This window comes from Martinezella tropici, from assembly GCF_003287875.1.
Lineage (GTDB): Bacteria > Pseudomonadota > Alphaproteobacteria > Rhizobiales > Rhizobiaceae > Rhizobium > Rhizobium tropici_C.
This window is the reverse complement of sequence record NZ_QMKK01000021.1, coordinates 80,051-103,471: the sequence shown is the minus strand read 5'-3', so window position 1 is coordinate 103,471 and position 23,421 is coordinate 80,051. Positions and strand designations below refer to the sequence as shown.

The 23,421-nt window shown below is 59.0% G+C and carries 20 protein-coding genes; 8 read left to right on the top strand and 12 right to left on the bottom strand.

Annotation, left to right across the window (positions count from 1 at the left end; all coding sequences use genetic code 11):
* Positions 1-32 precede the first annotated feature (32 nt).
* The 5 genes from DQ393_RS04780 to DQ393_RS04760 form a co-directional block, all read right to left on the bottom strand.
* Entirely contained in the window at positions 33-668 is a 636-nt protein-coding gene (locus DQ393_RS04780; RefSeq protein WP_112340659.1) for a glyoxalase superfamily protein, read from the bottom strand.
* An 86-nt stretch (positions 669-754) separates the two neighbouring features.
* A complete protein-coding gene (locus DQ393_RS04775; protein WP_245430257.1) occupies positions 755-1,498 on the bottom strand; it encodes a TIGR02117 family protein in 744 nt (247 codons plus the stop codon).
* A 128-nt stretch (positions 1,499-1,626) separates the two neighbouring features.
* Entirely contained in the window at positions 1,627-3,816 is a 2,190-nt protein-coding gene (locus DQ393_RS04770; RefSeq protein ID WP_112340657.1) for an anthranilate synthase, read from the bottom strand.
* Positions 3,817-4,071: 255 nt separating this feature from the next.
* The gene (locus tag DQ393_RS04765) at positions 4,072-5,595 is read right to left on the bottom strand and encodes an ABC-F family ATP-binding cassette domain-containing protein (protein ID WP_112340656.1); all 1,524 of its coding nucleotides are present in this window, start codon (positions 5,593-5,595) and stop codon (positions 4,072-4,074) included.
* A gap of 432 nt (positions 5,596-6,027) precedes the next feature.
* Positions 6,028-8,259 (bottom strand): TonB-dependent hemoglobin/transferrin/lactoferrin family receptor, encoded by a 2,232-nt coding sequence (locus DQ393_RS04760; protein WP_112340655.1) that lies wholly within the window; start codon positions 8,257-8,259, stop codon positions 6,028-6,030.
* A gap of 321 nt (positions 8,260-8,580) precedes the next feature.
* On the opposite strand from DQ393_RS04760, the gene DQ393_RS04755 reads away from it, so the two are divergent.
* Positions 8,581-9,378, top strand: a complete 798-nt coding sequence (locus DQ393_RS04755; protein ID WP_245430256.1) for an extensin family protein — start codon at positions 8,581-8,583, stop codon at positions 9,376-9,378.
* 90 nt (positions 9,379-9,468) lie between these two features.
* On the opposite strand, the gene DQ393_RS04750 is transcribed toward DQ393_RS04755, so the two are convergent.
* Together DQ393_RS04750 and DQ393_RS04745 are read right to left on the bottom strand one after the other, a co-directional pair.
* A complete protein-coding gene (locus DQ393_RS04750; RefSeq protein WP_112340653.1) occupies positions 9,469-10,314 on the bottom strand; it encodes a protein-L-isoaspartate O-methyltransferase family protein in 846 nt (281 codons plus the stop codon).
* A gap of 177 nt (positions 10,315-10,491) precedes the next feature.
* Complete coding sequence (locus DQ393_RS04745; RefSeq protein ID WP_112340652.1) at positions 10,492-12,171, bottom strand: formate--tetrahydrofolate ligase; 1,680 nt, start codon at positions 12,169-12,171, stop codon at positions 10,492-10,494.
* Between the two features lie 166 nt (positions 12,172-12,337).
* On the opposite strand from DQ393_RS04745, the gene DQ393_RS04740 reads away from it, so the two are divergent.
* On the top strand, positions 12,338-12,847 hold the full coding sequence (locus DQ393_RS04740; RefSeq protein WP_112340651.1) for a TIGR00645 family protein: 510 nt from the start codon (positions 12,338-12,340) through the stop codon (positions 12,845-12,847).
* 12 nt (positions 12,848-12,859) lie between these two features.
* On the opposite strand, the gene DQ393_RS04735 is transcribed toward DQ393_RS04740, so the two are convergent.
* Positions 12,860-13,810: a hypothetical protein gene (locus DQ393_RS04735; protein WP_112340728.1), complete on the bottom strand. Its 951-nt coding sequence runs from the start codon at positions 13,808-13,810 to the stop codon at positions 12,860-12,862.
* A gap of 589 nt (positions 13,811-14,399) precedes the next feature.
* On the opposite strand from DQ393_RS04735, the gene DQ393_RS04730 reads away from it, so the two are divergent.
* Positions 14,400-15,131 (top strand): helix-turn-helix transcriptional regulator, encoded by a 732-nt coding sequence (locus DQ393_RS04730; protein ID WP_112340650.1) that lies wholly within the window; start codon positions 14,400-14,402, stop codon positions 15,129-15,131.
* Positions 15,132-15,243: 112 nt separating this feature from the next.
* Here the strand turns inward: DQ393_RS04730 and DQ393_RS04725 are convergent, their stop codons facing one another.
* From DQ393_RS04725 to DQ393_RS04710, 4 genes are all read right to left on the bottom strand, one after another.
* The gene (locus tag DQ393_RS04725; RefSeq protein WP_112340649.1) at positions 15,244-16,371 is read right to left on the bottom strand and encodes a DUF2333 family protein; all 1,128 of its coding nucleotides are present in this window, start codon (positions 16,369-16,371) and stop codon (positions 15,244-15,246) included.
* 199 nt (positions 16,372-16,570) lie between these two features.
* On the bottom strand, positions 16,571-17,593 hold the full coding sequence (locus DQ393_RS04720; protein ID WP_112340648.1) for a hypothetical protein: 1,023 nt from the start codon (positions 17,591-17,593) through the stop codon (positions 16,571-16,573).
* A 142-nt stretch (positions 17,594-17,735) separates the two neighbouring features.
* Positions 17,736-18,122: a c-type cytochrome gene (locus DQ393_RS04715; protein ID WP_112340647.1), complete on the bottom strand. Its 387-nt coding sequence runs from the start codon at positions 18,120-18,122 to the stop codon at positions 17,736-17,738.
* A 46-nt stretch (positions 18,123-18,168) separates the two neighbouring features.
* Entirely contained in the window at positions 18,169-18,750 is a 582-nt protein-coding gene (locus tag DQ393_RS04710) for a thymidine kinase (RefSeq protein WP_112340646.1), read from the bottom strand.
* Positions 18,751-18,982: 232 nt separating this feature from the next.
* On the opposite strand from DQ393_RS04710, the gene DQ393_RS04705 reads away from it, so the two are divergent.
* The 5 genes from DQ393_RS04705 to DQ393_RS04685 all read left to right on the top strand — a co-directional run bounded on the left by DQ393_RS04705 (position 18,983) and on the right by DQ393_RS04685 (position 23,223).
* The gene (locus DQ393_RS04705; protein ID WP_112340645.1) at positions 18,983-19,939 is read left to right on the top strand and encodes a choline ABC transporter substrate-binding protein; all 957 of its coding nucleotides are present in this window, start codon (positions 18,983-18,985) and stop codon (positions 19,937-19,939) included.
* Between the two features lie 178 nt (positions 19,940-20,117).
* Positions 20,118-20,963 carry a choline ABC transporter permease subunit gene (choW, locus tag DQ393_RS04700; protein ID WP_112340727.1) on the top strand — a complete coding sequence of 282 codons (846 nt, stop codon included), beginning with the start codon at positions 20,118-20,120 and terminating at the stop codon, positions 20,961-20,963.
* A complete protein-coding gene (gene choV / locus DQ393_RS04695; RefSeq protein WP_112340644.1) occupies positions 20,960-22,009 on the top strand; it encodes a choline ABC transporter ATP-binding protein in 1,050 nt (349 codons plus the stop codon). Before choW ends, choV begins: the two co-directional genes overlap by 4 nt.
* Positions 22,010-22,046: 37 nt before the next feature.
* The gene (locus DQ393_RS04690; protein WP_112340643.1) at positions 22,047-22,538 is read left to right on the top strand and encodes a HugZ family protein; all 492 of its coding nucleotides are present in this window, start codon (positions 22,047-22,049) and stop codon (positions 22,536-22,538) included.
* Positions 22,539-22,905: 367 nt separating this feature from the next.
* Entirely contained in the window at positions 22,906-23,223 is a 318-nt protein-coding gene (locus DQ393_RS04685) for an ArsR/SmtB family transcription factor (protein WP_004116664.1), read from the top strand.
* Positions 23,224-23,421: the final 198 nt, after the last annotated feature.

The window sequence follows — 23,421 nt, the reverse complement described above, 5'->3', positions numbered from 1 at the left end:
CGCTCCGCGGCAACCCTCGACGGCTCAAAGCGTTACGATCGGAACGCGACAAACGAGAACACGTTGCCATCCGGATCGCGCACATGAAAATCGGTGCCACCCCATGCCTGCTTGGTCAGCGGCTGCGCGAAATCAACGCCCCTAGCCTTGAACTCTTCGAACAATCCCTGGACATTCGAAACTTCGATAGAAGCCAGAATGAGTGCCCCCTCCTTTGCCGCCGCCGCAGCAAAATAGGGCTCATAGACAAGCCGCAAGTGGATGCAGATGCCGTCGCGCGACACCGCCCCATAGAACGGCGGCGACCCATGCAGGAAGTCCTCGAAGAAGCCCAGCTTCTCCCTGAAGAAGGCCGCACTCGCAGCCACATCCCGCACGAAAAGGATGGGAACGATGCTCTTGAAAACCGGCGGCTCCGCTGCAGCAGCCGGCATCTTCGGGGCGTCCGCTGCAACGGACTTCAATTCCGCCCAGCTCCTGTGGCCCGCTTCGACCGCGACGATCTCCTGCGCTAACGATAAGGGGAATTTCATCGCCAGGATCTCGCGATCCGTCAGCGCCTTGAAACGATCGAGCATTCGCACTCTTCCACCAATGGAATAGTCGCGCTCTCGGTGCCAGCGCATCAACAGCTTGGCTTGTTTACGGTAGGTATCGAGGGTTGGCATGGACAGACTCCTGCTGAGTGATATCAGCGGGCAGGCCTAGCCCTTTCGGCCCGATGCCGATGTGCCCCACAGGAACGACGAAAAGACTAGGATACAACCTGAAGCAAGTCAAACCGCCTCAAAGGCAAAGTATGGCTTGCCGCAAAGCGTTCGTCGTCATTATGCAGCCGCAAGGACATTCGCAGCATCCAAGGCAATGACGTCCAGAGACCGGAGGTCAAGCCCGCCTGCCTCAGCGCGGCAGCCGTCCAGGTATTGCATCCCATCAGCGCGTTGAAATAACCCCGCGCTTCGAAGAACGCATCGTTTGGCCCATAGTTGCTGCCAGGCAGGGGTATCGGATTGCTATCGGAGCGATCAAAGCTGGCGAGAACGAATTGCTTGAGCCGCTCAAGACCTTCGGCATCGATGTCGATGACCGTCACAGCAGGCGCCTCCAGCGGGATATCGCCCGCCAGCTCCGCATGAATGACGGAACGGTCGAACGCAAAGCTCTTCAAGACGGGACCCGCCTTCAAATCGGCCCATGTGCGCGTTTCCGTATAGAAGCTTCGGCCGCCCCAGCCGAAAATGAGATAGCGCAGGTTGGGATTGCCGAGATCCAGCCCGGCCGACCGCAGGAAGGCGAAACGCGTGAGAAGATCGCCATCAACGGGAATGGCAATATCCGTATGGATGGGGTTGCTGAGCACGAGGATTTGTTGTGAGCGCTCGCTGCGCGCACCCGGTTGGTCATACCAGAGCGGACGCGGCGCGACGATGCCGAGACCGACAAGGAGCACGACGGCAAGAACGGAGAAGAAAACGCCCTTGAATATTCTTGAGATCACCGACTGAAAGCCCCCTGCAATACTGAATTTCTTCAGCGGTTTGTTGGCTCTTTCAAGGCATAAAAATAGCCCCATGCACTTTTTCCGAGTGCATGGGGCTAGCAAATTCTGCGCTCTAAACGCTGGCCTCAGGCGGCCTTCGTCTTCGCCCGCCGCGCCAGATGCGCCACGACATTCTCGATCATCCGCATGCCGGCATCGCCGCCGAGCGTCATGATCGATTCCGGGTGGAACTGCACGGCCGCGATCGGCTCCTTCACATGCTCGATGCCCATGATCGTGCCGTCTTCGCTCTCGGCCGTGATCATGAAGTCGCGCGGCAGGCTCGACGGATCGGCAAAGATCGAGTGGTAGCGACCGACCGTCACTTCGCGGCCAAGACCGGAGAAGACGAGACCCGGCTCCAGCACGCGGATGCGCGAAGGCTTGCCGTGCATCGGGATCGCCAGATGACGCAGCTCGCCGCCATAGGCTTCGGCCAGCGCCTGCAGGCCCAGGCAGACGCCGAAGATCGGCAGGTTGCGCGCCCTCGCCTTCTTGATGGTCGCCTTGCAATCGAAATCCTTCGGATTGCCAGGTCCTGGCGACAGCACGATGAGATCCGGATCGAGCCGGTCGAAGACTTCTTCCGGCACCGGCGTACGCACGGTAGACACCGTCGCGCCCGTCTGGCGGAAATAATTGGCGAGCGTATGGACGAAGCTGTCCTCGTGATCGACGAGCAGGATCTTCACGCCCTTGCCGACGGAAGCGACGTCGCGTTGCTGTTTGCCGGAATTGCCGGTCTTGGCATCACGGATGGCGGAAAGCATGGCGGAGGCCTTCAGTTCGGTTTCGGCTTCTTCTTCCTCGGGGATCGAGTCGTTGAGCAGCGTCGCGCCGGCCCGCACCTCGGCAATGCCGTCCCTGATGCGAACGGTGCGTAGCGTCAGACCGGTGTTCATGTCGCCATTGAAGCCCACCATGCCGATCGCGCCGCCGTACCAGGCGCGCGGGCTCTTCTCGTGGCTCTCGATGAAGCGCATGGCCCAGAGCTTCGGCGCGCCGGTGACGGTGACGGCCCAGGCGTGGCTGAGGAAGCCGTCGAAGGCGTCCATATCGTCACGCAGACGGCCCTCGATATGGTCGACCGTGTGGATGAGGCGCGAATACATCTCGATCTGCCGGCGGCCGATGACCTTGACCGAACCCGGCTCGCAGACGCGGCTCTTGTCGTTGCGGTCGACGTCGGAGCACATGGTGAGTTCCGACTCGTCCTTCTTGGAATTCAGCAGTTTCAGGATCTGCTCGCTGTCGGCGATCGGATCGTCGCCGCGCTTGATCGTTCCCGAAATCGGGCAGGTCTCAATGCGGCGGCCGGATACGCGCACGAACATTTCAGGCGAAGCGCCGACGAGATATTCCTGATTGCCGAGATTGATGAAGAAGGAATAGGGCGACGGATTGATCGCCTTCAGGCGTTTGGAAATATCGGATGGCTTGCTCTCACAGCGCTCCATGAACTTCTGGCCGGGCACCACTTCGAAGAGGTCGCCCTTGCGGAAGCTCTCCTTCGCCTTGACCACCAGTTCGGCATATTCGCCGGGGCGATGATCGCTCTTCGGCGGAATGGCATCGGTGTGCCGGAACGGCTCTGGCGCAATCTCGCCCGACTTGCCTTCCGTCGATACGTCGCCTTTGGCGAAGTCGTAGCGATCGATCCAGGCCTTGGCGGAATAGTTATCCACCACCAGGATTTCGTCCGGCAGGTAGAGCACCATGTCGCGCTGGTCGTCCGGGCGCTTGAGCTTCAGATCGATCGCGTCGAACTGGAAGGCGAGATCATAGCCGAAGGCGCCGTAGAAGCCGATGCTGGCATCGGCCTGGGAATAGAATAGATCGGTCACGGCGCGCAGCACGGTGAAGACCGTCGGCATCTTCGAGCGCTCTTCCTCGGTGAAAACGCGATCCGGCGTCTTGACCGTGAGATCGAGCCGGCGCGGCGTCGAGGTGCCAAGCACCACTTCGGAAACGGTCTTCAGCTTCTCAGCGATAAAGCCGAGGATGACTTCGCCGCGCTCGTTATAGGCTTCGATCCAGACATCGCGCCCGTTGCAGGACAGGCCGAGCGGCGGGTCGACGATGGCGGTATCCCAGCGTGTATAGCGGCCGGGATATTCGTAGTTCGACGAAAATACCGCGCCGCGGCGCTCATCGAGCTTATCGATGTAAGACGATACGGCATCCGCATAGGGCGTCGGCCGGCGCTGCCGGGTGACGGTGATGCCGCCCTTCGTCTCGTAGATTTCCGCACCATCATCCCGAAGGATCGTTACCATTGTTCCTCACTCCGTTGTCGGGCCCGGATGACAGGCGGCCAATATAACAAAAAAGCCGCCTCGAAATCTCGGGCGGCTCACTCGTCGTCTTTGAACACGATTGGTCGAGGCCGCCTCAGCGTGCCCACCACCAAACTGCAATGTTGTTCAAGGACGTGGTCATGGCGGGAATTGTTAGCGTGAGATGAGGGGATACGCAAGCCGCAATCTTGGAGAATGGGCAGAAACGATTTTTCGCCTCCGCCCATCCTTCTCTCATTCCTGCACTCTCGCCGCCTCGAAGAACTCCTCCGGGCCATCCACTTCGACCAACCGCTTCCGGTCGATCAGCCAGAACCGGTTGCCGACCGATCGCACGAAACTACGGTCATGCGAGACGAGAAGGCAGCTCGCCTCATTCGCCGTCAGCTCGCCCTCCAACGCCTCCTGGCCGTCGATATCCAGATGGTTGGTCGGCTCGTCGAGCAGGTAGAAGTTGGGATTGGTCAACCGCAGCGCCAGCATGGCAAGCCGTGCCTTCTGCCCGCCGGACAGACGGCCGATCTCTTTGCCCTGCATGTCGATGTTGATTCCGACGCCGACCAGCAGCGTGCGGGCACGCTGCTCGCCGAGCTCGAACAGGCGTGTGATCATGCCGAGCGGCGTGTCCTTCTGGCCGAGATTGGAGAGCGCCTGATCGCTGTAACCCAGCACCAGAGACGGCGTCGGCTTGATTGCGCCACCGACAGACGGATCGGCGATCGCCCTGCGGATCATCTCCACGAACCGCGTCTTGCCGGCGCCATTCTGCCCGAGCAGCACGATGCGATCACCCTGACAAATCCACTGCTGGCCCGTCTTGAACAGCAGCGTACCGTCGGGCGTGGTCACCGCGACATCCTCCAGCGTCAGCAGCACCTTGGCATGGATGCCTCGATTGACGAGCTTGATCGAGCCGGAGGAACGCTCGCGGTAGCCCGGTCTGGCGCTGTCCTCCAGCTTCTCCGCCCGCGCCTTCAGCTGTTTCGTCTTCACCGTCAGGAGATCGCTGCCGGAATTGACACCGAGATTATAGAGCTTGGCCGCCTGCTTGCGCAGTTGCTGCGCCGTCTTCATCTCCTTCTGGTAACGCCGCTCATCCGAGGCATCGACTTCGTCCAGCGCCGCACGCGCCCGGCTATAGGGCAGCGCATAGGTTTGCGACTGATCCTGACGCAGGAACAAAGTGCGATCGCAGACGGCATCGAGGAAGGCGCGGTCGTGGCTGGCGATGATGACGGGCACGTCGCGCGGCAAGGCATTCAACCAATCCTCCAGCAGCGCGATCTTGGCGAGATCGAGATGGTTGGTCGGTTCATCCAGCAGCAGCACGTCGGGCTCGGTTACCCATACGCGTGCAAGCATGGCAAGCCGCTGCCAGCCCCCGCTGAGCTGAGCCAACGTCCTCTCCCGCATCGCATCAGGCACATCGAGTGAATCGAGAGTGACGTCGACACGCCAGCCCTCGCTCGCGACCTGCTCCTTGGGCAAAGCGCGCAGGACTGCCTCATAGAAGGAGACATCCAGCAGGTTCGCCGGCACATTCTGTTCGACATAGCCGACGCGCAAGCCCCGGGCGCGGGTGATCTCGCCCGTGGTCGGCTCTTGCCTGCCCGTGATGCAGTTGAGCAGCGTGGTCTTCCCGCGTCCATTCGCAGCAACGATGCCGACGCGATCGCCGGCATCCACAGTGAAGTTGAGATTGGAAAACAACGGCGCACTCATGGTGACGCCCAGATTGCGAAGATTGATCAGAGTCATGGTCTTTTCCGGTCTCGATCGAGCATCTCAAGACATCGCCGGCGGCTCCTTTTGCCGCGCTACGCCAATGCCGATGGCCCAAACAGGCCAATGCTCGAAAACATGTCATGACGCAGCCGCGCGGTTGCGCAGGCTCGCGTCGCCCCAAGGGCAGACCAGAAGGAATGAGTGAGAAACAGCCTCTGATCAGCCCTGCAAACGCATCTGCAGGGCACGAGTCGGACCGAACTGGCGAATATGCCAGACTATCTTGGTCATACGGTCCTCCTCTCTTTTCTCGACGGTTAAAGACTGCATTGTTCGAATAGCATCGAACGCTGCCATTTACAATTGCGCAGATCGCCCGATGCCACGCGAGAGAGCAAAAAAGAGGCGATGCCGAAGCATCGCCCAAATTCGCCGGATTCAAGTTTGCTGCATCGATGTAACCGCTTAGAACCTTTGCGTCAGCGTCAGCTTGAAGGTCCGACCGGGCTCAGAATAATAGGAAGCAGGCTGGGTCAGCGTGCCGCTGTAGGACGGTGCGTTGAGAGCGTCGTAGTAGGTCTTGTTGAAGATGTTGTAGACGCCGCCACGAATGCTGAGGCCCTTCACCTGCTCCGGTTCCCACCAGGCTGTGAGATCGAAGATGCCGTAGGCAGGGGTCTGCAGCGTATCGCCTGTCTTCTTCGCCTCGCGCGCCGCGGTGATGAAGGTCAGGTCCGTTCCCCAGACATCGGCCGCATAGCCGACGGTGAAGGCAGCCTTGGCCGGGGCGACGGAATTGATCCACTGGCCGGTATCGGAATCCTTGCCGTTCACATAGGCAAGCGAGCCCTTGACGTGGATGCCGTTGTCGAACGTCTTGTGCGCGTTGACCTCGACACCGAACATGCGGACGTTGGCGCGATTGAAGTATTCGGTAATCCCGAGCGGATAGGTGCCCGTGGGATCGCGATAATTCAACGTGTCGATGAAGTTCTTGTATTTGTTGTAGAAGGCGCCGATATGGCCGCCGAAATCGTCATCGCCGAGATTGGTGCCGATTTCGATGCCGTTGCTGGTCTCAGGCTTCAGGTTCGGATTGCCGATGTTGACGTATCCGCCAGGCACGCCGTAGTTCACATAGAGTTCGCTGACATTAGGCGCGCGGAAGGCCATTGCCCACTGCGCGTAAAGTTCGACATTGTCCTGCGGCTGATAGGAGGCGCGCAGCTTTGGCGAGAAGCGGCTGTCGGATTGCCCAGAGGGCAGGCCATCATAGTTGGCGCTGTCACGATAAGCAGCCGTGTTCTTCGGCGAGTAATCATACCAATCGAAGCGCAGACCCGGCGTCAGATAGAAGTTGCTGGATCCTAGCTCGATCTTGTCGTCGATGAAGGCGCCGACGCGCTTGCCATCGACATCGGGCATGTCGGACTGGTTGGTGTGGAGGAAGGCGCAAGTCGCGCGCCAGCGCGGGTTGGCGCAGCTATCCTTGCCGGCCGAATACTGGTGAACCTTGTCGAAGGCGACATCGAGACCGAAAGTGAGCTGGTGATGCAGGTTACCGGTGTCGAAAGATTTCGCCGCGTTGCCGCTAAAGCCGATACTGCGGTCGTCCATTTCATTGAGGCGGGAATAGTCGCCGATAACGGACGTGTACCGATAGCCCGCAGTACCGGTTTCACGCACAAGATTCTGCCAGTAGAAGACGGCATTGGCGGTATCAAGCAGTGAATCAGCGCTATCGGCTTCATATTTGTAATCGAGCGACACGCGATTGCGCTCGACATTGTCTGTCCCGTTGTAATTGCCAGGCCGGAAGTTTCCGGTCGGGCTCTGCAGGGTCATCAGATCGGTGGTTTTATCCTTGTTGTAGTGCTCGGCCGTGATGCCGAAGGTACCGGCGTCGGTATATTGACGGATCTTGAACAGGCCGCTTCTCTGATTGTAGTCGGCCGGGTTAGCCTCGGTACGTTTGGTCGAATAGCCGCCGACATCGCCGTTGTTCTCAAGCTCATGACCATGCGTGTAGCCGCCCTGGAAGAGAACGGCGGTATTGTCGATGCGTTTGGCAACGGCTGCGGCACCGCCGACACTCCGATCGTCACCATTATAGCCGAACTTGAAGACTCCGCCCCAGGTAAAGCCGGGCGCAATCAGATCTTCCGGCTCCAGCGTGCGCAGCACGAAGGCGCCGCCAAGAGCACCCGAACCGGCACGGCTGGAATCGGCGCCTCGCACGACATCGACGCTGGAAAGCGCGTTGAAATCGAAGCTGTTGATGCCACCGTCGGATTCGCGGGAGGCATCGAGAAGAAAAGGAATCTGGATGCCGTCGACGGTGGTCAGCACGCGGTCGTCGCCGAGGCCACGAATATTGACGCCGCCGGTAGCGCGGTTGAAGCCGACGCCGACTTCGGTGCTGCGGCCGAGGTCCTCGATACGTGTGATTTGCTTGTCGTCGATGTCCTTGGCCGTCGTCTCGCTTGTGGTCGGAGAGTCGGCGAGCACATCCTTGTTCGCTTTGCCTTTGCCCTTCACGACGATCGGCTTCAGATTGGTGACTCGATCCCCCGTGGCGGCTTCACCCGCCGCGTCTTCATTTTGAGCGGCTGTTTGCGCAAAAGATGTCGTCGTCAGCCCAAGGGCCAGAAACGCGGTGCATGCCAAGAGGACCGAGCGTGAGCGCCGGACAACCATAACCATTCCTTTCGAATTGCTTCACCGGGCTGGCTGGTTGCTGCGTCGAATGCAGGCAAGGGGCTGGCTAGGTCAGTTTTGTTGATGAGACGGCAATATTTCGCCTTCTTTCTGCCGCATAAAAAACATGACTATTATTGTCAATATATCTCATCCATATAATCATGAATAGAATTATCATGTTTAAAGACGGAAGACGAACGTTGCTGAATTGCAACGAAATGGCGACCTCAAGCGTTCTGATGACATCATCATTAGAATTGGCTGATTTACTTGATGTTGTTTAGAAGCATTTCACTAACCTCTGCCGTCATTTTACTTATGGCCGCTTCTCTTCCCCAGACCGGTCCGCTCCCAGAACAAAAGCCGGATCAGCAACGGGCTCAGCCGAGCGGCACGCCGCCGATCCCGGCGGAGAAGCCGGCAGCATCTCCTGACAAACCTGTCGTTCCGCCGGAAAAGCCGGATGCCCAACCAGAGGACAAGCCGGCAACTCCGCCTGAGGAGCAGACGACGGGCGAGATGCAAGGTCCCCCTCGCCCGCCCCCGACCGTCGCCTCCGAGCCGGACGAGGAACACCAGGCGTGCCTGAAGGAACTGACCGCGATGGGAGCAATCTTCAAGGAAATTCCCCGCATTGACGACGGCAACGGCTGCGGCATCGACAAGCCGATCTCGCTTTCTTCGCCGCTGCCGGGGATCGAATTCAAACCTCAAGGAACGATGCGCTGCGAAGCGGCGTTGGCACTGGCCCAATGGATGAAGGAGAGCGTGCTCCCATCAGCCGCCGCATTGGACAACGGCAAGATCGTCGCCATCAATCAGGCCTCGACCTATATCTGCCGCCTACGCAACAATGCCTCGACCGGCAAGATCTCGGAACATGCCCGTGGCAACGCCATCGATGTCGCGAGCTTCACCTTCGAAAACGGCAAGACCATCGCGATTGAGCCGCGCCGCGAAGATCCGACGCTGACAGGCGCGTTCCAGCGTGCAGCCAGCGCCTCTGCCTGCCTTTATTTCACCACTGTCCTCGACCCGGAAAGCGACGCTGCCCACGAAACGCATTTCCATCTCGATGTCATCGAAAGGAATGGCGGCTTTCGCTACTGCCACTAGAGGACAAAAACCACTACGCGTTTTTCCTGGAATGGCTTGAAAAGCACGCCGATCAATCGATGGTTCGACATTGTCAAAATACCGGCTCGATCAAGCTCGGATGCCGGCATTTGAGAACCAGACATCCCGGTAGATCGCAACCGCCGTTTCATCGGGCGCGCGCTCCTCGGTCAGCCAGATAGACTGGATGGACCGAGCCTCACCACCATTTGGAATTTTAATGGATTGGGCCGGATCCGATGCGCCGATGCATGGAATGAAATAAGCAGGCATCAAAGCACGAGCGCTGAAACCGATATCCTCTCGCGTAATGACCACGGCAAGCCCGACCTTCTCATTCGCCTGCCAGGGCACGATGAGCCGCCCTCCGGGTCGCAACGCCTGCAGCCATGACTTCGGCGGTGCCACCACGCCGGCACTCACATAGATCAGATCCGTATCCGGAAGCTCGAACGAAGTCGCATCGGTACAGATGACGGAAACGTCTTTATAGGAGGCGAGATTGTCTCGCGTGCGGCCGGCCAGTGCCTCATCGATCTCGATGGCATGGACATGTCCGCCCGGTGTCACCAGCGTTGAGAGAATGGCGGTGTAGTATCCCGTCCCCGTGCCGATCTGAACGACGGTTTCGCCAGGCTTGGGCGCGACGGCACCCAGGAAGGCGGCATGGAGAAACGGCTCGCCATTGTTGATGCCCTTCGATCTATCCAGGGAGACCAGAACATTTTGATAGAGAAAGGCGGGATCGCTGCTTGGCGTTTCGAGATAGCGTCCCTTGACCACGATCTGCCAGGGTCCCGGCCCCATGAAGGCTTCACGCGGCACCTGGCGGAAGGCCTGTTCCAGCCTTTCATCCGCCGAGTTGCCGGCGGCGGCCATCATTTTCGCATGGAAGGCACGTATATCGGCCAAGCTGGCACGGCTGTCTGCAGTCATGATCTGCCTCCGCTCTTCCATCCGGTGATGCCGATGTCCGTTGTCGATCCTGCTGCCGGTGGCGTCAAGCGAACGCGCGGTTTTTCTCCCTTCAATCGCATCGCATTCTGCTGCAGGTGATGTCGGACCGGCAAAGTTCCTGAGTTCAAACGACCCCGGTTGAATCAGATTCTGAACTTAAAACAGCCCCTCTATATAGCCATGATCATTGAGGAAAATTCTTTCGGCCGAAGGTGATTTCGGCAGGCCGGGCATGGTCATGATCTCGCCGGTGATGACGACGACGAAACCCGCGCCGGCCGAGAGGCGCACTTCACGAACGGGCACAATGTGCCCCTCTGGCGCGCCGCGAACGTTCGGATCGGTGGTAAAGGAATATTGCGTCTTCGCCATGCAGACCGGCAGGTGTCCATAGCCCTGGTCCTCCCAGGACCGAAGCTGATCGCGCACTGCCTTGTCGGCCGTCACCTCGCCGGCATGGTAGATTTTCGAGGCGACGATCTCTATCTTCTCAAAGAGCGGCAGATTGTCCGGATAGAGCGGCTGGAATTTTGCCTGGCCGGATTCGGCGAGTTCGACCACCTTATGCGCGAGATCGACGATCCCCGCCGAGCCCTCGGCCCAATGCCGGCAGAGGATCGCCTCGGCCCCGAGCCGCGCGACATAATTCTTCAGCGCCTCGATTTCGGCTTCCGTGTCCGAAACGAAATGATTGATGGCCACGACGACAGGCACGCCGAACTTGCGGACATTGGCGACATGCCGGCCGAGATTGGCACAGCCCTTGACGAGGGCATCGACATTCTCCTTGCCGAGATCGTCCTTCTTGATGCCGCCGTTCATCTTCAGCGCCCGCACGGTCGCAACGATAACGGCCGCATCCGGTGAAAGGCCGGCCTTGCGGCATTTGATGTCGAAGAATTTCTCGGCGCCGAGATCGGCACCAAAGCCGGCTTCCGTCACCACATAATCGGCAAGTTTCAACGCCGTGCGCGTGGCGATCACCGAATTGCAGCCATGGGCGATATTGGCAAAAGGGCCGCCATGCACGAGCGCCGGATTGTTCTCCAGAGTCTGGACGAGGTTCGGCTGCATCGCATCCTTCAGAAGCACCGCCATCGCACCGTCGGCCTTCAGATCGCGGGCATAGACGGGCGTGCGGTCGCGGCGATAGCCGATGATGATATTGCCGAGCCGCTTTTCCAGATCCCTGAGGTCGGATGCCAGACAGAGGATCGCCATGACCTCGGAGGCGACGGTGATATCGAAGCCGCCCTCGCGCGGAAAACCGTTGGCGACGCCGCCGAGCGACGACACGATATCGCGCAATGCGCGGTCGTTCATATCCATCGCGCGACGCCAGGTGATGCGCCGGATATCGATATTCTGCTCGTTACCCCAATAGATGTGGTTGTCGATCAGCGCCGCAAGCAGATTATGGGCCGAGGTGATCGCATGGAAATCGCCGGTGAAATGAAGGTTGATGTCTTCCATCGGAATGACCTGCGCGTAACCGCCGCCGGCCGCTCCGCCCTTCACGCCGAAGCAGGGGCCGAGCGATGCCTCGCGCACGCACACGACGGCCTTCTTGCCGATGCGGTTCAGGCCATCGCCGAGGCCGACCGTCGTCGTGGTCTTGCCCTCGCCCGCCGGCGTCGGGTTGATCGCCGTAACGAGGATCAGCTTGCCATCCTTCTTGTCGGCTAGCGATGCGATGAACCCGGCGCCGATTTTTGCCTTGTCGTAGCCGTAGGGCGCGAGATCTTCCGCGGGAATGCCGAGCTTGGCACCAATCTCGATAATCGGCAGTTTCTTCGCCGCACGAGCGATTTCGATATCCGATGCCACCGCCGCCATTATATTCGCCCCAAATATACGGTCATTTCCCTGTCGGGATAAACCAATACGTATCAAGTGTGAATAGCAACGGCATACTGTCCTCTGCGAAAGAGGCCGCCTTGTCGCGGGACAGGGACATGCCTATTTTCGGCTTCCAAATGCAACCGAGAAAGAAGGAAAAGATATGAAATCCCTGGAATTGCTGGTCGAGCGCATCATTCTCTCCAGTCGCTGGCTTCTGGTGATCTTCTATCTCGGTCTTGCCGCCTCGCTCGCCGTCTACGCCGTCTCGTTCGCCTATAAGTTCTACAAGGTCGCGATCAACGCACTCGTCTATGAAGAAGCCGACATGATCCTGGCGATCCTCGGCCTTATCGACGCCGCCCTGGTGGCGAGCCTGATCGTCATGGTGATGATTTCCGGTTATGAAAATTTCGTCAGTCGTTTCGACGAAGCCGAAGGTGAGGTTTCCTTCCTCGGCAAGCTTGATTCAGGCAGCCTCAAGATCAAGGTCGCCTCTTCGATCGTCGCCATTTCCTCGATCCACCTGCTGCAGATCTTCCTGAACGCTACTCAATACGACAACGCCAAGCTGATGTGGTTCACGATCATCCATCTCGCCTTCGTCGTTTCGGCGGTACTGCTGGGCCTTCTGGAAAGGATCATGGCGAAAAGCAAAGCCAAGGACGCTTGACGCCAAAATCGGCTATTTGCCGGCCATAGCCGAAGCGCTGCTCATCGGCGGCGGGGGTGCGGCGCAATCGGAGATCGATTGCCCGTCCTTGCAGTTGCGCGCGGAAACCAGCGCGTCCGCATCGGCAAGTTCCGTCGTCAATTTCAGCCTTAGCGCCTCCATCTGCGACATCAGATGGATCCCGCTCGGCTCGGTTCCAAGCATCACATCGACAAGTCCCTTGTCGACACCCATCGTGTCGAGGAAGCGGACCAACCGCGTCCGCTGGGCCTTGTCGAGCTTCGTCGTGTCGTATTTGCCGACGAATTTCCGCCCGATCTCCTTCTTGGAAAGCACCTTGCGCTTGCCATCCACCATTTCATATTCAGTGCGGTATTGGACGCGCACCTCGCTATAGGTCGTGGTGATCTGGTGGACGCCCAACAATGCGAAGGGGCTGGAAACACGCTGGACGCCGCCTGCGAAAAACAGCGGGCATGCCGAAAAGCAGATCGCGTCTGCGGAAAAGGCCTGTCCCTTGATCGAACCGTCCTCGGCAAAGGCTGCCGGGCAGATCGGCTCGGCATAGGGACATGCCCGCGAGCGGGTGCGGCCGACGGCGATCGAAAGCTTCTGTTTGCGGATGGTGCGCGCCATCTCCATCGCCGCCTTGACATCGCCCCCCGGCGAACTGACCACGATGGGCAATCGCCGACTGCCAAGCTGCTTCAGGAATTTCTGCAGCTTCCTCGGCGTGTCGGACATGATCTGTCCCTCGGCGGAGATCCAGTCCGGACACGTATTGTCGGCGCGGCATTGGCCCATCTCGCCGTGGACGAGCAGGAAGCGCATCGGCGTGCCGCCGGTGCCATCCGCCGCTTCGGCAAAGGCTGGCGCAACGAGCAGAAGCGAAACGGCCGTGACAATCCGCAACGCCGTTCGGCAGCACCGCATCGCAAGCTGCGGGAAAAAACGAAAATTCATGAGATATACGCCTGGAAGCGATTGCTTTGCCAAGACCGATAGCAACCGCTTTGGGCCTTCGCAAGGCATGCCGGCGCAATGGCGCATCATTTGCGAAAACGGCTGGCCCAGGGGCGTCGAAAACTGCCAGACGGAGAACGGCTGCAAGATGGAAGCAGACGGCCATGCATGCACACTGCGCAGGCACCACCTCGACCTTTTCTTCCATTCGTCGCAACACTTAGGCGGCAAATATCGCGATGCAGGACGCCCCCTCCTGTATCAAATTGCGACCTTCAGGCGGTCGCCGTCGTGGCATTTGAAGGGTCGTTTCAGATAGATTTTCGCTATTCCGAGACGCTCTTCGGTCGTCCGTCCTTGACACCGCAACACCGGCATCTGTACAGCGCCGTCGTTATAAGATCAGCGAAACAGCATTTTTTTGCGTTTAATGCCCTTTCTGGGCGAAGATTTATGTAAATACACACGTCCGAATATTAAAATATATGAAAATGAAATTATTTCTGGTCCTGTGATATTTTTGCGTCTAGCATTCACTCATAAATCCGGTATTTGATAACGATAACACGCTGTGGGCGCTTCAACCTATATGTCCTATATCATCACCGCCGAGAGACAATTGCTGCTTTCTGCCGAGCTCGCTGCTGCTCGGACACAAGCAGCGTTTGCGCTGGCGCTGGAGCAGGCGGGGTTAGCTTTTGGCTTCAGCTACATGGCATTCATGAATGCCCCGGTTCCTGACGATACCATGATGACGCCGCTGCTGATCGAAGGTACCGTGCCGGCGCAGTTCGTGCGTGATTTCGATCGTCAGCAGCTGGTGCGGCGCTGCCCGATGTTGCTGCGCACGCGGGACTCGGTGCTGCCGCGCTCCTGGCATCTGTTGGAAAAAGACCTCGAACTCGACAGCGATCTTCCGCGCGAGCTCCATATGCTTTTGATCAACTACAATTGCCCAATGAGCGTGATCGTTCCGGTCAATTCACCGGATGGGCAGCGTCTTCTCTTCTGGTTCATGGGCAATCGCAACAGCCTCGGTCAAAGCGAAATCAATGAACTCACGCTGATCATGCTGCAGGCGCTGGATTCCTATAATTGTCTGAAGCGCAGCGATAGCGCCGTGCCGCATTCGCTCTCGGCCCGCGAACTCGAAGTGGTCCGCTGGACGGCCCAGGGCAAGACCTCGGTCGAAATCGGCCAGATCCTTTCCCTCTCCGACCATACGGTCAATGCCTATATGATGAACGCTATCAAGAAGCTCGATTGCGTTAATCGCACGCAGCTCGTCGCCAAGGCCATCCGCCTCAAGTTGATCAGCTAAGCAACTTTTTGCTTTCTTCAGATCGCGCCGACGTTTCATCTTTTTATTTTAGGCAGTCCGGACCGAAGACGGCTCCGCTCTCGAAATGCTCCGCTCAATATCCGCCTCGCCCTTAGCGGCCTCCAAGCACCGTTCGGATTTCGACGAGGTTTGAACGCACCCGGAGGATGTGGAAGCCCATCGTCGCGAGGTGGCTTGGCATGAACGAGCTGTCTTCGCGGCCGTTGGAAATGATCATCGGCTGAATGCGGAGCGCCGTCTGCAGCATCCCGAGCGTATCGTTCCAGAGCCTGCCGATGTTGCGTTCCGCGATCACCTGCTGAAAATCCGCGCCGGCCGCGCTCAGAATGCCGTAATTGGCATAAAGCTGGCCATAGGCAAACCAGAACCGATCGTCCGCGCGCGTGTCGAACCATCCATAGCTGTAGTTTTGCGATCGGTCCGCCAGGATATTTGCCGTGCTGCCAAGGTCGCCGGCGACATGATCGAGAAACTGCAGAAGATTATCCGCGCGTCCGTCGAAAACCACCTTGCAGTTGCTGAGATCGGTATTGAAGTTGCGCAGGTTAGTGATCGCGGCGCGATAATAGCTTGGGGTTGGCGTCTTCGGTCCGAACGGATGCAGGCCGAAATACCAGCTCGATTCGTCGAACTGCAGGTTGCCGCGCGCCTTTTGCAGATCGCCGTTGATCCCGGACGTCCCGCGCACACGGCCGAGCGTGTCGACCAATTCTGCCGAGGTGCGGCGGACCACCGAGTTTACGCCTCTCTGGAAGGATGCCTTGTTGTCGAGGAAAGGCGTGTCATCCCATGAAACGCCGAAGAACCCGAGCTTGTAGAGCAGCATCGAGGAGATCCAGGCATTCTGGTTGACGTTGAAATCGGTAAGATCGGCAGCGACATCCACGACTGCCGAGGTTTGGCACGACTTCGGCGCCGCAGCCGCAGCCTGCGCCGGCAACTCCTCTCCGGCGGAGAATTTGCGTTCGGAGAATTTGTAGACGTCGGGATAGGCCGGATTGAACCCGGACCAGATCTGCGTCTGCCAGATGAAATAGATGTAAAGCACAGCAAGCAGCGTCACGAAAGCGACGATGGGCAGCTTGATCAGCCAGTTGCTGTGGCGATACCAGCCGCGCGCGGCAAGAAACGGCCATGCGAGCCCGACGAAAACCAAGCCCAACCATCGTGCAATGGCGGCCCAGATCCGCTTCAAGAACGCTGTGATCGAGTCAAGCATGGACCAACGCCTCCAAAACCGCAACCGCGCGTCCTGCCTATACGCGAAGGACGCACCACACTGAACCTGCACACCGGCCCTTCCGAAAATCCCTTTCGATTTTCATAGGATAGGCCTTATCGCCATTCGCGTTTCAGCAAATATGTGTTCTTGAGAAAAACAACAACCGTCTGCGCCGAATTTTCGATGCCGGACAGAATCATCCCTCCGGTTGCGCATCGCCGGCGGTTTCACCCGCATCTTCGGACACGGGCGGCAGGTGAGGCTCCAGCCGCCTCTTGAACACGGCATCGACATGCGCCTTGCGCGCAGCCAGATCCTGCCCGGCCAGTATGTTTGCCTCGAAGGCCCGGATCAAGTCTTCGACCGCGGCCGTTCGCGCAGCCTCGGGGGTGTGGCTATTCGCGTTTGACGCCAACGCCTTGAGCAAGGCGATCCGTTGCTCGATATCAACAGCCGATTTGGCTGCCATGGCGCTGACGGCGGCAACCTGAACATTCAGGGATGCCGCCAGGCCCTCATAGATATCGATCAGGCGCTGCCCGGCCGTTCGGCGCGACTGAAGCCCGGCCTCCTGCCGCCGAATATCGTCCTGCTCGGCAAGCAGATCGCCATAATCCGCCTCCAAGCCGGATTGCAAATCGGCGTGGCGCGAGGAAGGACGATTGCGCCGCTGGTACATGAGTTTCTCCGTCAGGACATTGGCCCGACGCTGCACCTCCTCTATATCGAAATCGAGTTTCCGCCGATGCTCGATCACGCCTTCGAGATGGCGCTCGCAATCATGAAAGCAGCGCGACAAGGCGGGCCTTGCCTGTTTGAACAGGAGATCGAGTTCGGCCGAAACATCAAGAACCACTTCGAGCTCGGTGATGATCGTCTGAGGCTTCGAAGGCCCGCGCGCCAGCTTCCTGCCGAGCAGGCTCGCATCTTCAAGGCCGATCTTCTCGTCGAACAACCGCCGATGCTGCAGATCGGCCTCTTGCGTTGCGCGATCGAGCTCCTTCACCAGCGATGAAGCGAGCGATTTCCAGCGCTCGAGCAGCTCGACAGCCTCGCGCACCAGCACTTCCTCCATGGGAAAGTTGATGGCGCCGCTGCGTCCCTCGCCCCTGGCATGGCCGGCCAGCGTCGCGACGGCCGCGTTTGCGCTGTTGATGGCGTCATCAAGTGCCGCGCTTGCCTTGTCGAGCATGCCGTCGAAGGAATGAGGTCTGACCATGAAAGCATCTCTCCCTACCCGAGGAGTGAGACTAAAGCACGTCGCGCAAAAGTGTGTAGCGGTTTTGCGGTAACAACATGCGAAAAACCGAGAGCTTGAAGCGCACAGAGCGTACCGCCGGCGAGGAAAATGCTCGAAAGGACTATTGCGCCGCCGCCGGATTCTTCAGATAGGCGATCAGATTGTCGAGATCCCTCTCGCTCTTGAGGCCCAGAAACGTCATTCTGGTGCCCTTGACCAGGAATTGCGGCCCCGGCAGGTATTCGCGCAACAAGGCCTCGTCCCAAACCTTGCCATCGGCACCGAAGGCCTTCATCGCCCGCGAATAGGCATAGTCTGGCACGCTTGCGACGGGCCGGCCGACAACGCCCATTAATGAGGGTCCGACGCGGTTTTCCGGCACCGTCGCCGTATGGCAGGCGCCGCATTTCCTGAAAACGATGGCACCCGCAACCGCATCTCCATCAGCAAGCGCCGAAGACGCCGCGGCAAGCATGATGACGGCCGGCGCCAGGCAAAGCAGTTTCATCGTCCCCTCGATTAAATTCCTGCCGCGTCACGCCGGCCACATGCCGTCACTCGCAGACGATCGCCTCTTCCCAGTGACGGCGGCAGAGCGAGACATATTTGTCGCTGCCGCCGATCTCGATCTGCGCGCCTTCGCGCACGACCTCGCCGGCGGCATCCAGCCGCACGACCATCGTCGCCTTGCGGCCGCAATGGCAGATCGTCCGCACCTCACGCAATTCGTCCGCGATGGTCAGCAGCTCCTGCGATCCCGGAAACAAGTGTCCGTGGAAGTCCGTGCGCAAGCCGTAGGCCATCACCGGCAGGCCGAGACGATCGACGACATGGGCGAGCTGCCACACCTGCTCGCGCGTCAGGAACTGAGCCTCATCGACAAAGACGCAGTTCAGGGGCTCGCTCGCATGCATGTCTTCGACCATGACATAGAGATCATCGCCGATCTCGAACGGTATGGCATCCATCGTAAGGCCGATGCGGGAGGCGATCGTGCCGCGGCCGGCGCGATCGTCGAGAGCTGCGATGAAGGCGGCGGTGCGCATGCCGCGCTCCTGATAGTTATAGGCCGCCTGCAGCAGCATGGTCGATTTGCCGGCATTCATCGTCGAATAATGGAAATAGAGCTTGGCCATGACATTCTCCTTGAATGCTTCATGGGTGCTGCGAGATGATAAGGAAAGATATCCACGGCAAAAACCACAGGATTCAGGATCTATAGGTTTGCTAAGAATGCGCTGAAAACGATCGCGCTGAAAAATGCAGGCGTCGCAATCAGCCCCCTTAAACCGCCGCAAATACACTGTGGTCGCTTGAAAATGTCGGTTATTGATGGTTGCTTGGGAACGTTAGACTGGGAGTCACGCAATGATAAAAAAGACCCTTACTGTATTCGCTTTCGCATCAGCTCTTTCCGCACTGACACTCGGCGCCACGGCCGCCTCCGCCGCCGAGCCGGCAAGCTGTAGCACCGTACATTTCGCCGATGTGGGCTGGACCGACATCACCTCCACCACGGCGACCGCCTCCATCCTCCTGAAGGCTCTCGGCTACGACACCGACGTCAAGGTGCTCGCCGTGCCGGTGACCTACCAGTCGCTAAAGAACAAGGACATCGATGTCTTCCTCGGCAACTGGATGCCCTCCATGGCCGAGAACATCAAGCCGTTCGCCGAGGACAAGTCGGTCGAAACCGTCCGCGCCAATCTGGAAGGCGCCAAATACACGCTGGCGACCAACGAAAAGGGCGCTGCACTCGGCATTAAGGACTTCAAGGACATCGCCGCCCATAAGGACGATCTCGACGGCAAGATCTACGGCATCGAGCCGGGCAATGACGGCAACCGCCTGGTCATCGATATGGTCGACAAGAACTCCTTCGGCCTCAAGGGCTTCGAAGTGGTCGAATCCTCCGAGCAGGGCATGCTTGCCCAGGTGTCCCGCGCCGACAAGGAAGGCAAGCCGATCATCTTCCTCGGCTGGGCCCCGCATCCGATGAACACCACTTACAAGATGACCTATCTCACCGGCGGTGACGACGTCTTCGGACCGAACTTCGGCGGCGCAACGGTCTACACGAACGTCCGGGCCGGCTACCTGCAGGAATGCCCGAACGTCGGCGCCTTCGTGAAGAATCTCGTCTTCTCGCTGCCGATGGAAAACGAAATCATGGGCAAGATCCTGAACGACGGCAAGGAGCCGGAAGCGGCTGCCACGGAATGGCTGAAGGCCAATCCGTCGGCGGTCACACCCTGGCTTGCCGGCGTCACCACCAAGGACGGTGGCGACGGCCTGGCGGCGGTCAAGGCCAAGCTTGGCTTGTAACATAGGTGGATGAAGGGGCGGCTGAACCGCCCCTTTCTCTTCCGCGCATGGACTGCTTGCTTTCGCGTCCCGCCACCGCCCGGACAACGGCCGTGTGGCGTGACAGACCGTTATTCGGCGGCACCTCCGGCATCATAAGAAACAATCGGAAACGCCGCCCCCAATCGTGGGCAAAGACGTGAACTGGTTAACCGATTACCGCATTCCCATCGGGCCGTGGGCCAAAGCCGTCGTCGATTGGCTGACGACCAACGTCACATGGTTCTTCGACGGTCTTTCGTTCGTCGTCGCGCATGTGATTAACGCACTGCTTTTCCTCCTGCAGAAACCGCACCCGCTGATCGTCGTCGTCGTCTTCGCCGCCATTGCCTATTGGATGCGCCGCAGCGTTGCGGTCACGGCCCTGACATTCATCGGCCTGCTCATTACCATCAACCAGGGTTACTGGAAGGAAACGACCGAAACGCTCGCGCTGGTGCTGGCCTCCACCTTTGTCAGCATGCTCGTCGGTGTGCCTCTCGGCATCGCGGCAGCGCGGCGCCCCTGGCTTTATGCCTTCATGCGGCCGATCCTTGACCTGATGCAGACCATTCCGACCTTCGTCTATCTGGTGCCGGCCATGATCCTGCTCGGCCTCGGCATGGTGCCGGGTCTGGTCGCCACCGTCGTCTTTGCCATTCCCGCTCCGATCCGCATGACACGCCTCGGCATCATTTCCACACCGCCTTCGCTGGTGGAAGCGGCTGAATCCTTCGGTGCGACGCCGCGGCAGGTGCTTCGCAAGGTCGAGCTGCCCTTCGCCACGCCGCAGATCATGGCAGGCCTGACCCAGACGATCATGCTGTCGCTCTCGATGGTGTCTATCGCCGCCCTCGTCGGCGCGCCGGGCCTTGGCGTGCCGGTTCTGCGCGCGCTGAACAGCGTCAACGTCGCCAAGAGCTTCGATTCCGGCGCCTGCATCGTCATTCTGGCGATTATTCTCGACCGCATGTTCCGTGCCCCCGGCGAAGGAGATCGCTCATGACCGTCGCTGTCGGCTTCAAGAATGTCAGCATCATCTTCGGCGATCGCCCAGATGCCGCGTTGAAACTCGTCGACGCGGGCAAATCGCGCGATGAAATCGGCAAGACCACAGGCATGGTGCTCGGCGTCGCCAATGCCTCGCTGGAGATCGAGGAAGGTGAAATCCTCGTGCTCATGGGTCTCTCGGGCTCGGGGAAATCGACACTGCTGCGTGCCGTCAACGGCCTTGCGCCGGTCGTGCGCGGCGATGTCGTCGTCAACACCAAGAACGGCCCGATCAACCCTTACACCTGCAGCCCCAAGGCGTTGCGTGATCTGCGCATGCATACCGTCTCCATGGTGTTCCAGCAGTTCGCGCTGCTGCCCTGGCGCACGGTCGCCGACAATGTCGGCTTCGGGCTCGAGCTTGCCGGTGTGCCGGACGCTGAGCGCAAGAAGCGCGTCGACGAGCAGCTTCAGCTCGTCAATCTCACCCAATGGGCCAATCGCAAGGTCAATGAGCTCTCGGGCGGTATGCAGCAGCGCGTCGGCCTCGCCCGCGCCTTTGCGACCGGCGCGCCGATCCTGTTGATGGACGAGCCGTTCTCCGCGCTCGATCCCTTGATCCGCACCCGCCTGCAGGACGAGCTTCTGGAATTCCAGCGCCGCCTGAAGCGCACCATCCTCTTCGTCAGCCACGATCTGGACGAGGCATTCCGCATCGGCAACCGCATCGCCATCATGGAAAGCGGCCACATCATCCAGTGCGGAACGCCGCAGGAGATCGTCAAGAATCCGGCGGATCAGTATGTTGCCGATTTCGTGCAGCACATGAATCCGATCAGCATGCTGACGGCACGCGACGTCATGCAGCAGGGCGTCGGCCATTCCGCCAACGCCGGCTCCGTCACCGCCACGGCAACCGCTGCTACGCCGCTCGTCGATATTCTCGATGCTCTGACGCGCCAGCCGGGCAATATCGGCGTCGTTGACAACGGCACGATTATCGGAACGATCTCGGCGCAAGATGTGGTGGCCGGCCTCACCAGCCATCGGCGCAAGGAGTAGCCCGTTCACGGCTGCTCCTCGATCCACGGAGCAGTTCATGAGCAACAAGCCATCGGTGATCAGGGAAACGGACGAGGAAGCGCGCAATCAGGCGCGCGACCTCATGCATACGGCCGCGCATGCGGCGCTTGCCGTCATCGACCCTGAGAACGGCTTTCCTTCGGTGAGCCGCGTTCTCATTGCGATGGATACCGACGGCGTTCCCGTCATTCTGGTCTCCGGTCTCTCCTCGCATACCAAGGCTCTGGCAAAGGACCCGCGGGCTTCGGTGCTTTTCGGTGAACCCGGCAGGGGAGATCCCCTCGCCCATCCTCGCTTGACCGTGCGATGCGACGCTAAGCGCATCGACCGCCAAAGCGAAGCGCATGAACGCATTCGCGACCGCTTCCTCGATCGTCACCCGAAATCCAAGCTCTATATCGACTTTCCGGATTTCTGCTTCTTCCGTCTCGTTCCGCTTGACGCCAGCCTCAACGGAGGCTTCGGAAAGGCGTATATTTTGTCCTCAAAGGACCTGTTGATGCCTTGAGCCGAAAGCAAAATCGGTCGGCAAAAAATCATACAATAGTGCGAGAATTAGTAGGCAGGCAGCTCCGGGCGGCATCGACCATTATTGGTAGAATGCAACCCCTTCGTGACCAAAATCGGCATATTTGCGGTCGGGAGCGCTCATAATCGACCTATTTTGGGCGCATTCAGTCCGTGAAGGGCACATCAGGCGCCGTTTACGCTATTGCCGCGACGTCATACATACATACCTAAAATAGCATACTCGATACCTTAAATTTAGGTATATACAATCTTCGACCCGTCTTGGTATTGTTAGATATCGGTTAGGTGCCGGTTTAGAAACAGCACAATTTCTGATGTACGCTCCGCATTGGGAAGATTAACACATGAAGACAAGAAATTTGGCCGAACACTCCAATGTTGCGGCAGCATTACTATCAGCAATGGCGAACCCAAAGCGTCTTTTGATCCTTTGCAGTCTTGTTAAAGGCGAAGTTCCCGTTGGCGTTTTGGCCAATCAGGTCGGACTAAGCCAGTCAGCGCTCTCCCAGCATCTTTCGAAGCTGCGCGCCCAAAAGCTGGTGAAGACACGCCGTGATGCTCAAACGATTTACTACTCCAGCACATCGGAATCCGTCATCCGGGTTCTTGAAACGCTGGAAGACATTTATTGTGAGCCGGAAAAAAGTAGATCGGCTGCTTAAGAGCTTTCAAGGGCTCCGCGTCTGCCGACGAACGATCCGTGGGGACATTTAAAGACCCCGAAAGATCGACTTGCTTTCATTACCAGGTGTTTTACCATTTTTAGCTGGCAAGTCCTCGGACTTGCCAGCTTTTTTCATGTTTGCACCAAGGTAGCCGCGCAAGCGCGCTTCAGCCTGTCGAACAGGCTCCGCCTTGGT

Bases quoted from the DNA above. Each gene is read 5' to 3' on its own strand.
- DQ393_RS04780 (WP_112340659.1), bottom strand. From the start codon at position 668: ATGCCAACCCTCGATACCTACCGTAAACAAGCCAAGCTGTTGATGCGC.
- DQ393_RS04770 (WP_112340657.1), bottom strand. From the start codon at position 3,816: ATGGTAACGATCCTTCGGGATGATGGTGCGGAAATCTACGAGACGAAG.
- DQ393_RS04765 (WP_112340656.1), bottom strand. From the start codon at position 5,595: ATGACTCTGATCAATCTTCGCAATCTGGGCGTCACCATGAGTGCGCCG.
- DQ393_RS04760 (WP_112340655.1), bottom strand. From the start codon at position 8,259: ATGGTTGTCCGGCGCTCACGCTCGGTCCTCTTGGCATGCACCGCGTTT.
- DQ393_RS04755 (WP_245430256.1), top strand. From the start codon at position 8,581: ATGGCCGCTTCTCTTCCCCAGACCGGTCCGCTCCCAGAACAAAAGCCG.
- DQ393_RS04750 (WP_112340653.1), bottom strand. From the start codon at position 10,314: ATGACTGCAGACAGCCGTGCCAGCTTGGCCGATATACGTGCCTTCCAT.
- DQ393_RS04745 (WP_112340652.1), bottom strand. From the start codon at position 12,171: ATGGCGGCGGTGGCATCGGATATCGAAATCGCTCGTGCGGCGAAGAAA.
- DQ393_RS04740 (WP_112340651.1), top strand. From the start codon at position 12,338: ATGAAATCCCTGGAATTGCTGGTCGAGCGCATCATTCTCTCCAGTCGC.
- DQ393_RS04735 (WP_112340728.1), bottom strand. From the start codon at position 13,810: ATGAATTTTCGTTTTTTCCCGCAGCTTGCGATGCGGTGCTGCCGAACG.
- DQ393_RS04730 (WP_112340650.1), top strand. From the start codon at position 14,400: ATGTCCTATATCATCACCGCCGAGAGACAATTGCTGCTTTCTGCCGAG.
- DQ393_RS04725 (WP_112340649.1), bottom strand. From the start codon at position 16,371: ATGCTTGACTCGATCACAGCGTTCTTGAAGCGGATCTGGGCCGCCATT.
- DQ393_RS04720 (WP_112340648.1), bottom strand. From the start codon at position 17,593: ATGGTCAGACCTCATTCCTTCGACGGCATGCTCGACAAGGCAAGCGCG.
- DQ393_RS04715 (WP_112340647.1), bottom strand. From the start codon at position 18,122: ATGAAACTGCTTTGCCTGGCGCCGGCCGTCATCATGCTTGCCGCGGCG.
- DQ393_RS04710 (WP_112340646.1), bottom strand. From the start codon at position 18,750: ATGGCCAAGCTCTATTTCCATTATTCGACGATGAATGCCGGCAAATCG.
- DQ393_RS04705 (WP_112340645.1), top strand. From the start codon at position 18,983: ATGATAAAAAAGACCCTTACTGTATTCGCTTTCGCATCAGCTCTTTCC.
- choV (WP_112340644.1), top strand. From the start codon at position 20,960: ATGACCGTCGCTGTCGGCTTCAAGAATGTCAGCATCATCTTCGGCGAT.
- DQ393_RS04690 (WP_112340643.1), top strand. From the start codon at position 22,047: ATGAGCAACAAGCCATCGGTGATCAGGGAAACGGACGAGGAAGCGCGC.
- DQ393_RS04685 (WP_004116664.1), top strand. From the start codon at position 22,906: ATGAAGACAAGAAATTTGGCCGAACACTCCAATGTTGCGGCAGCATTA.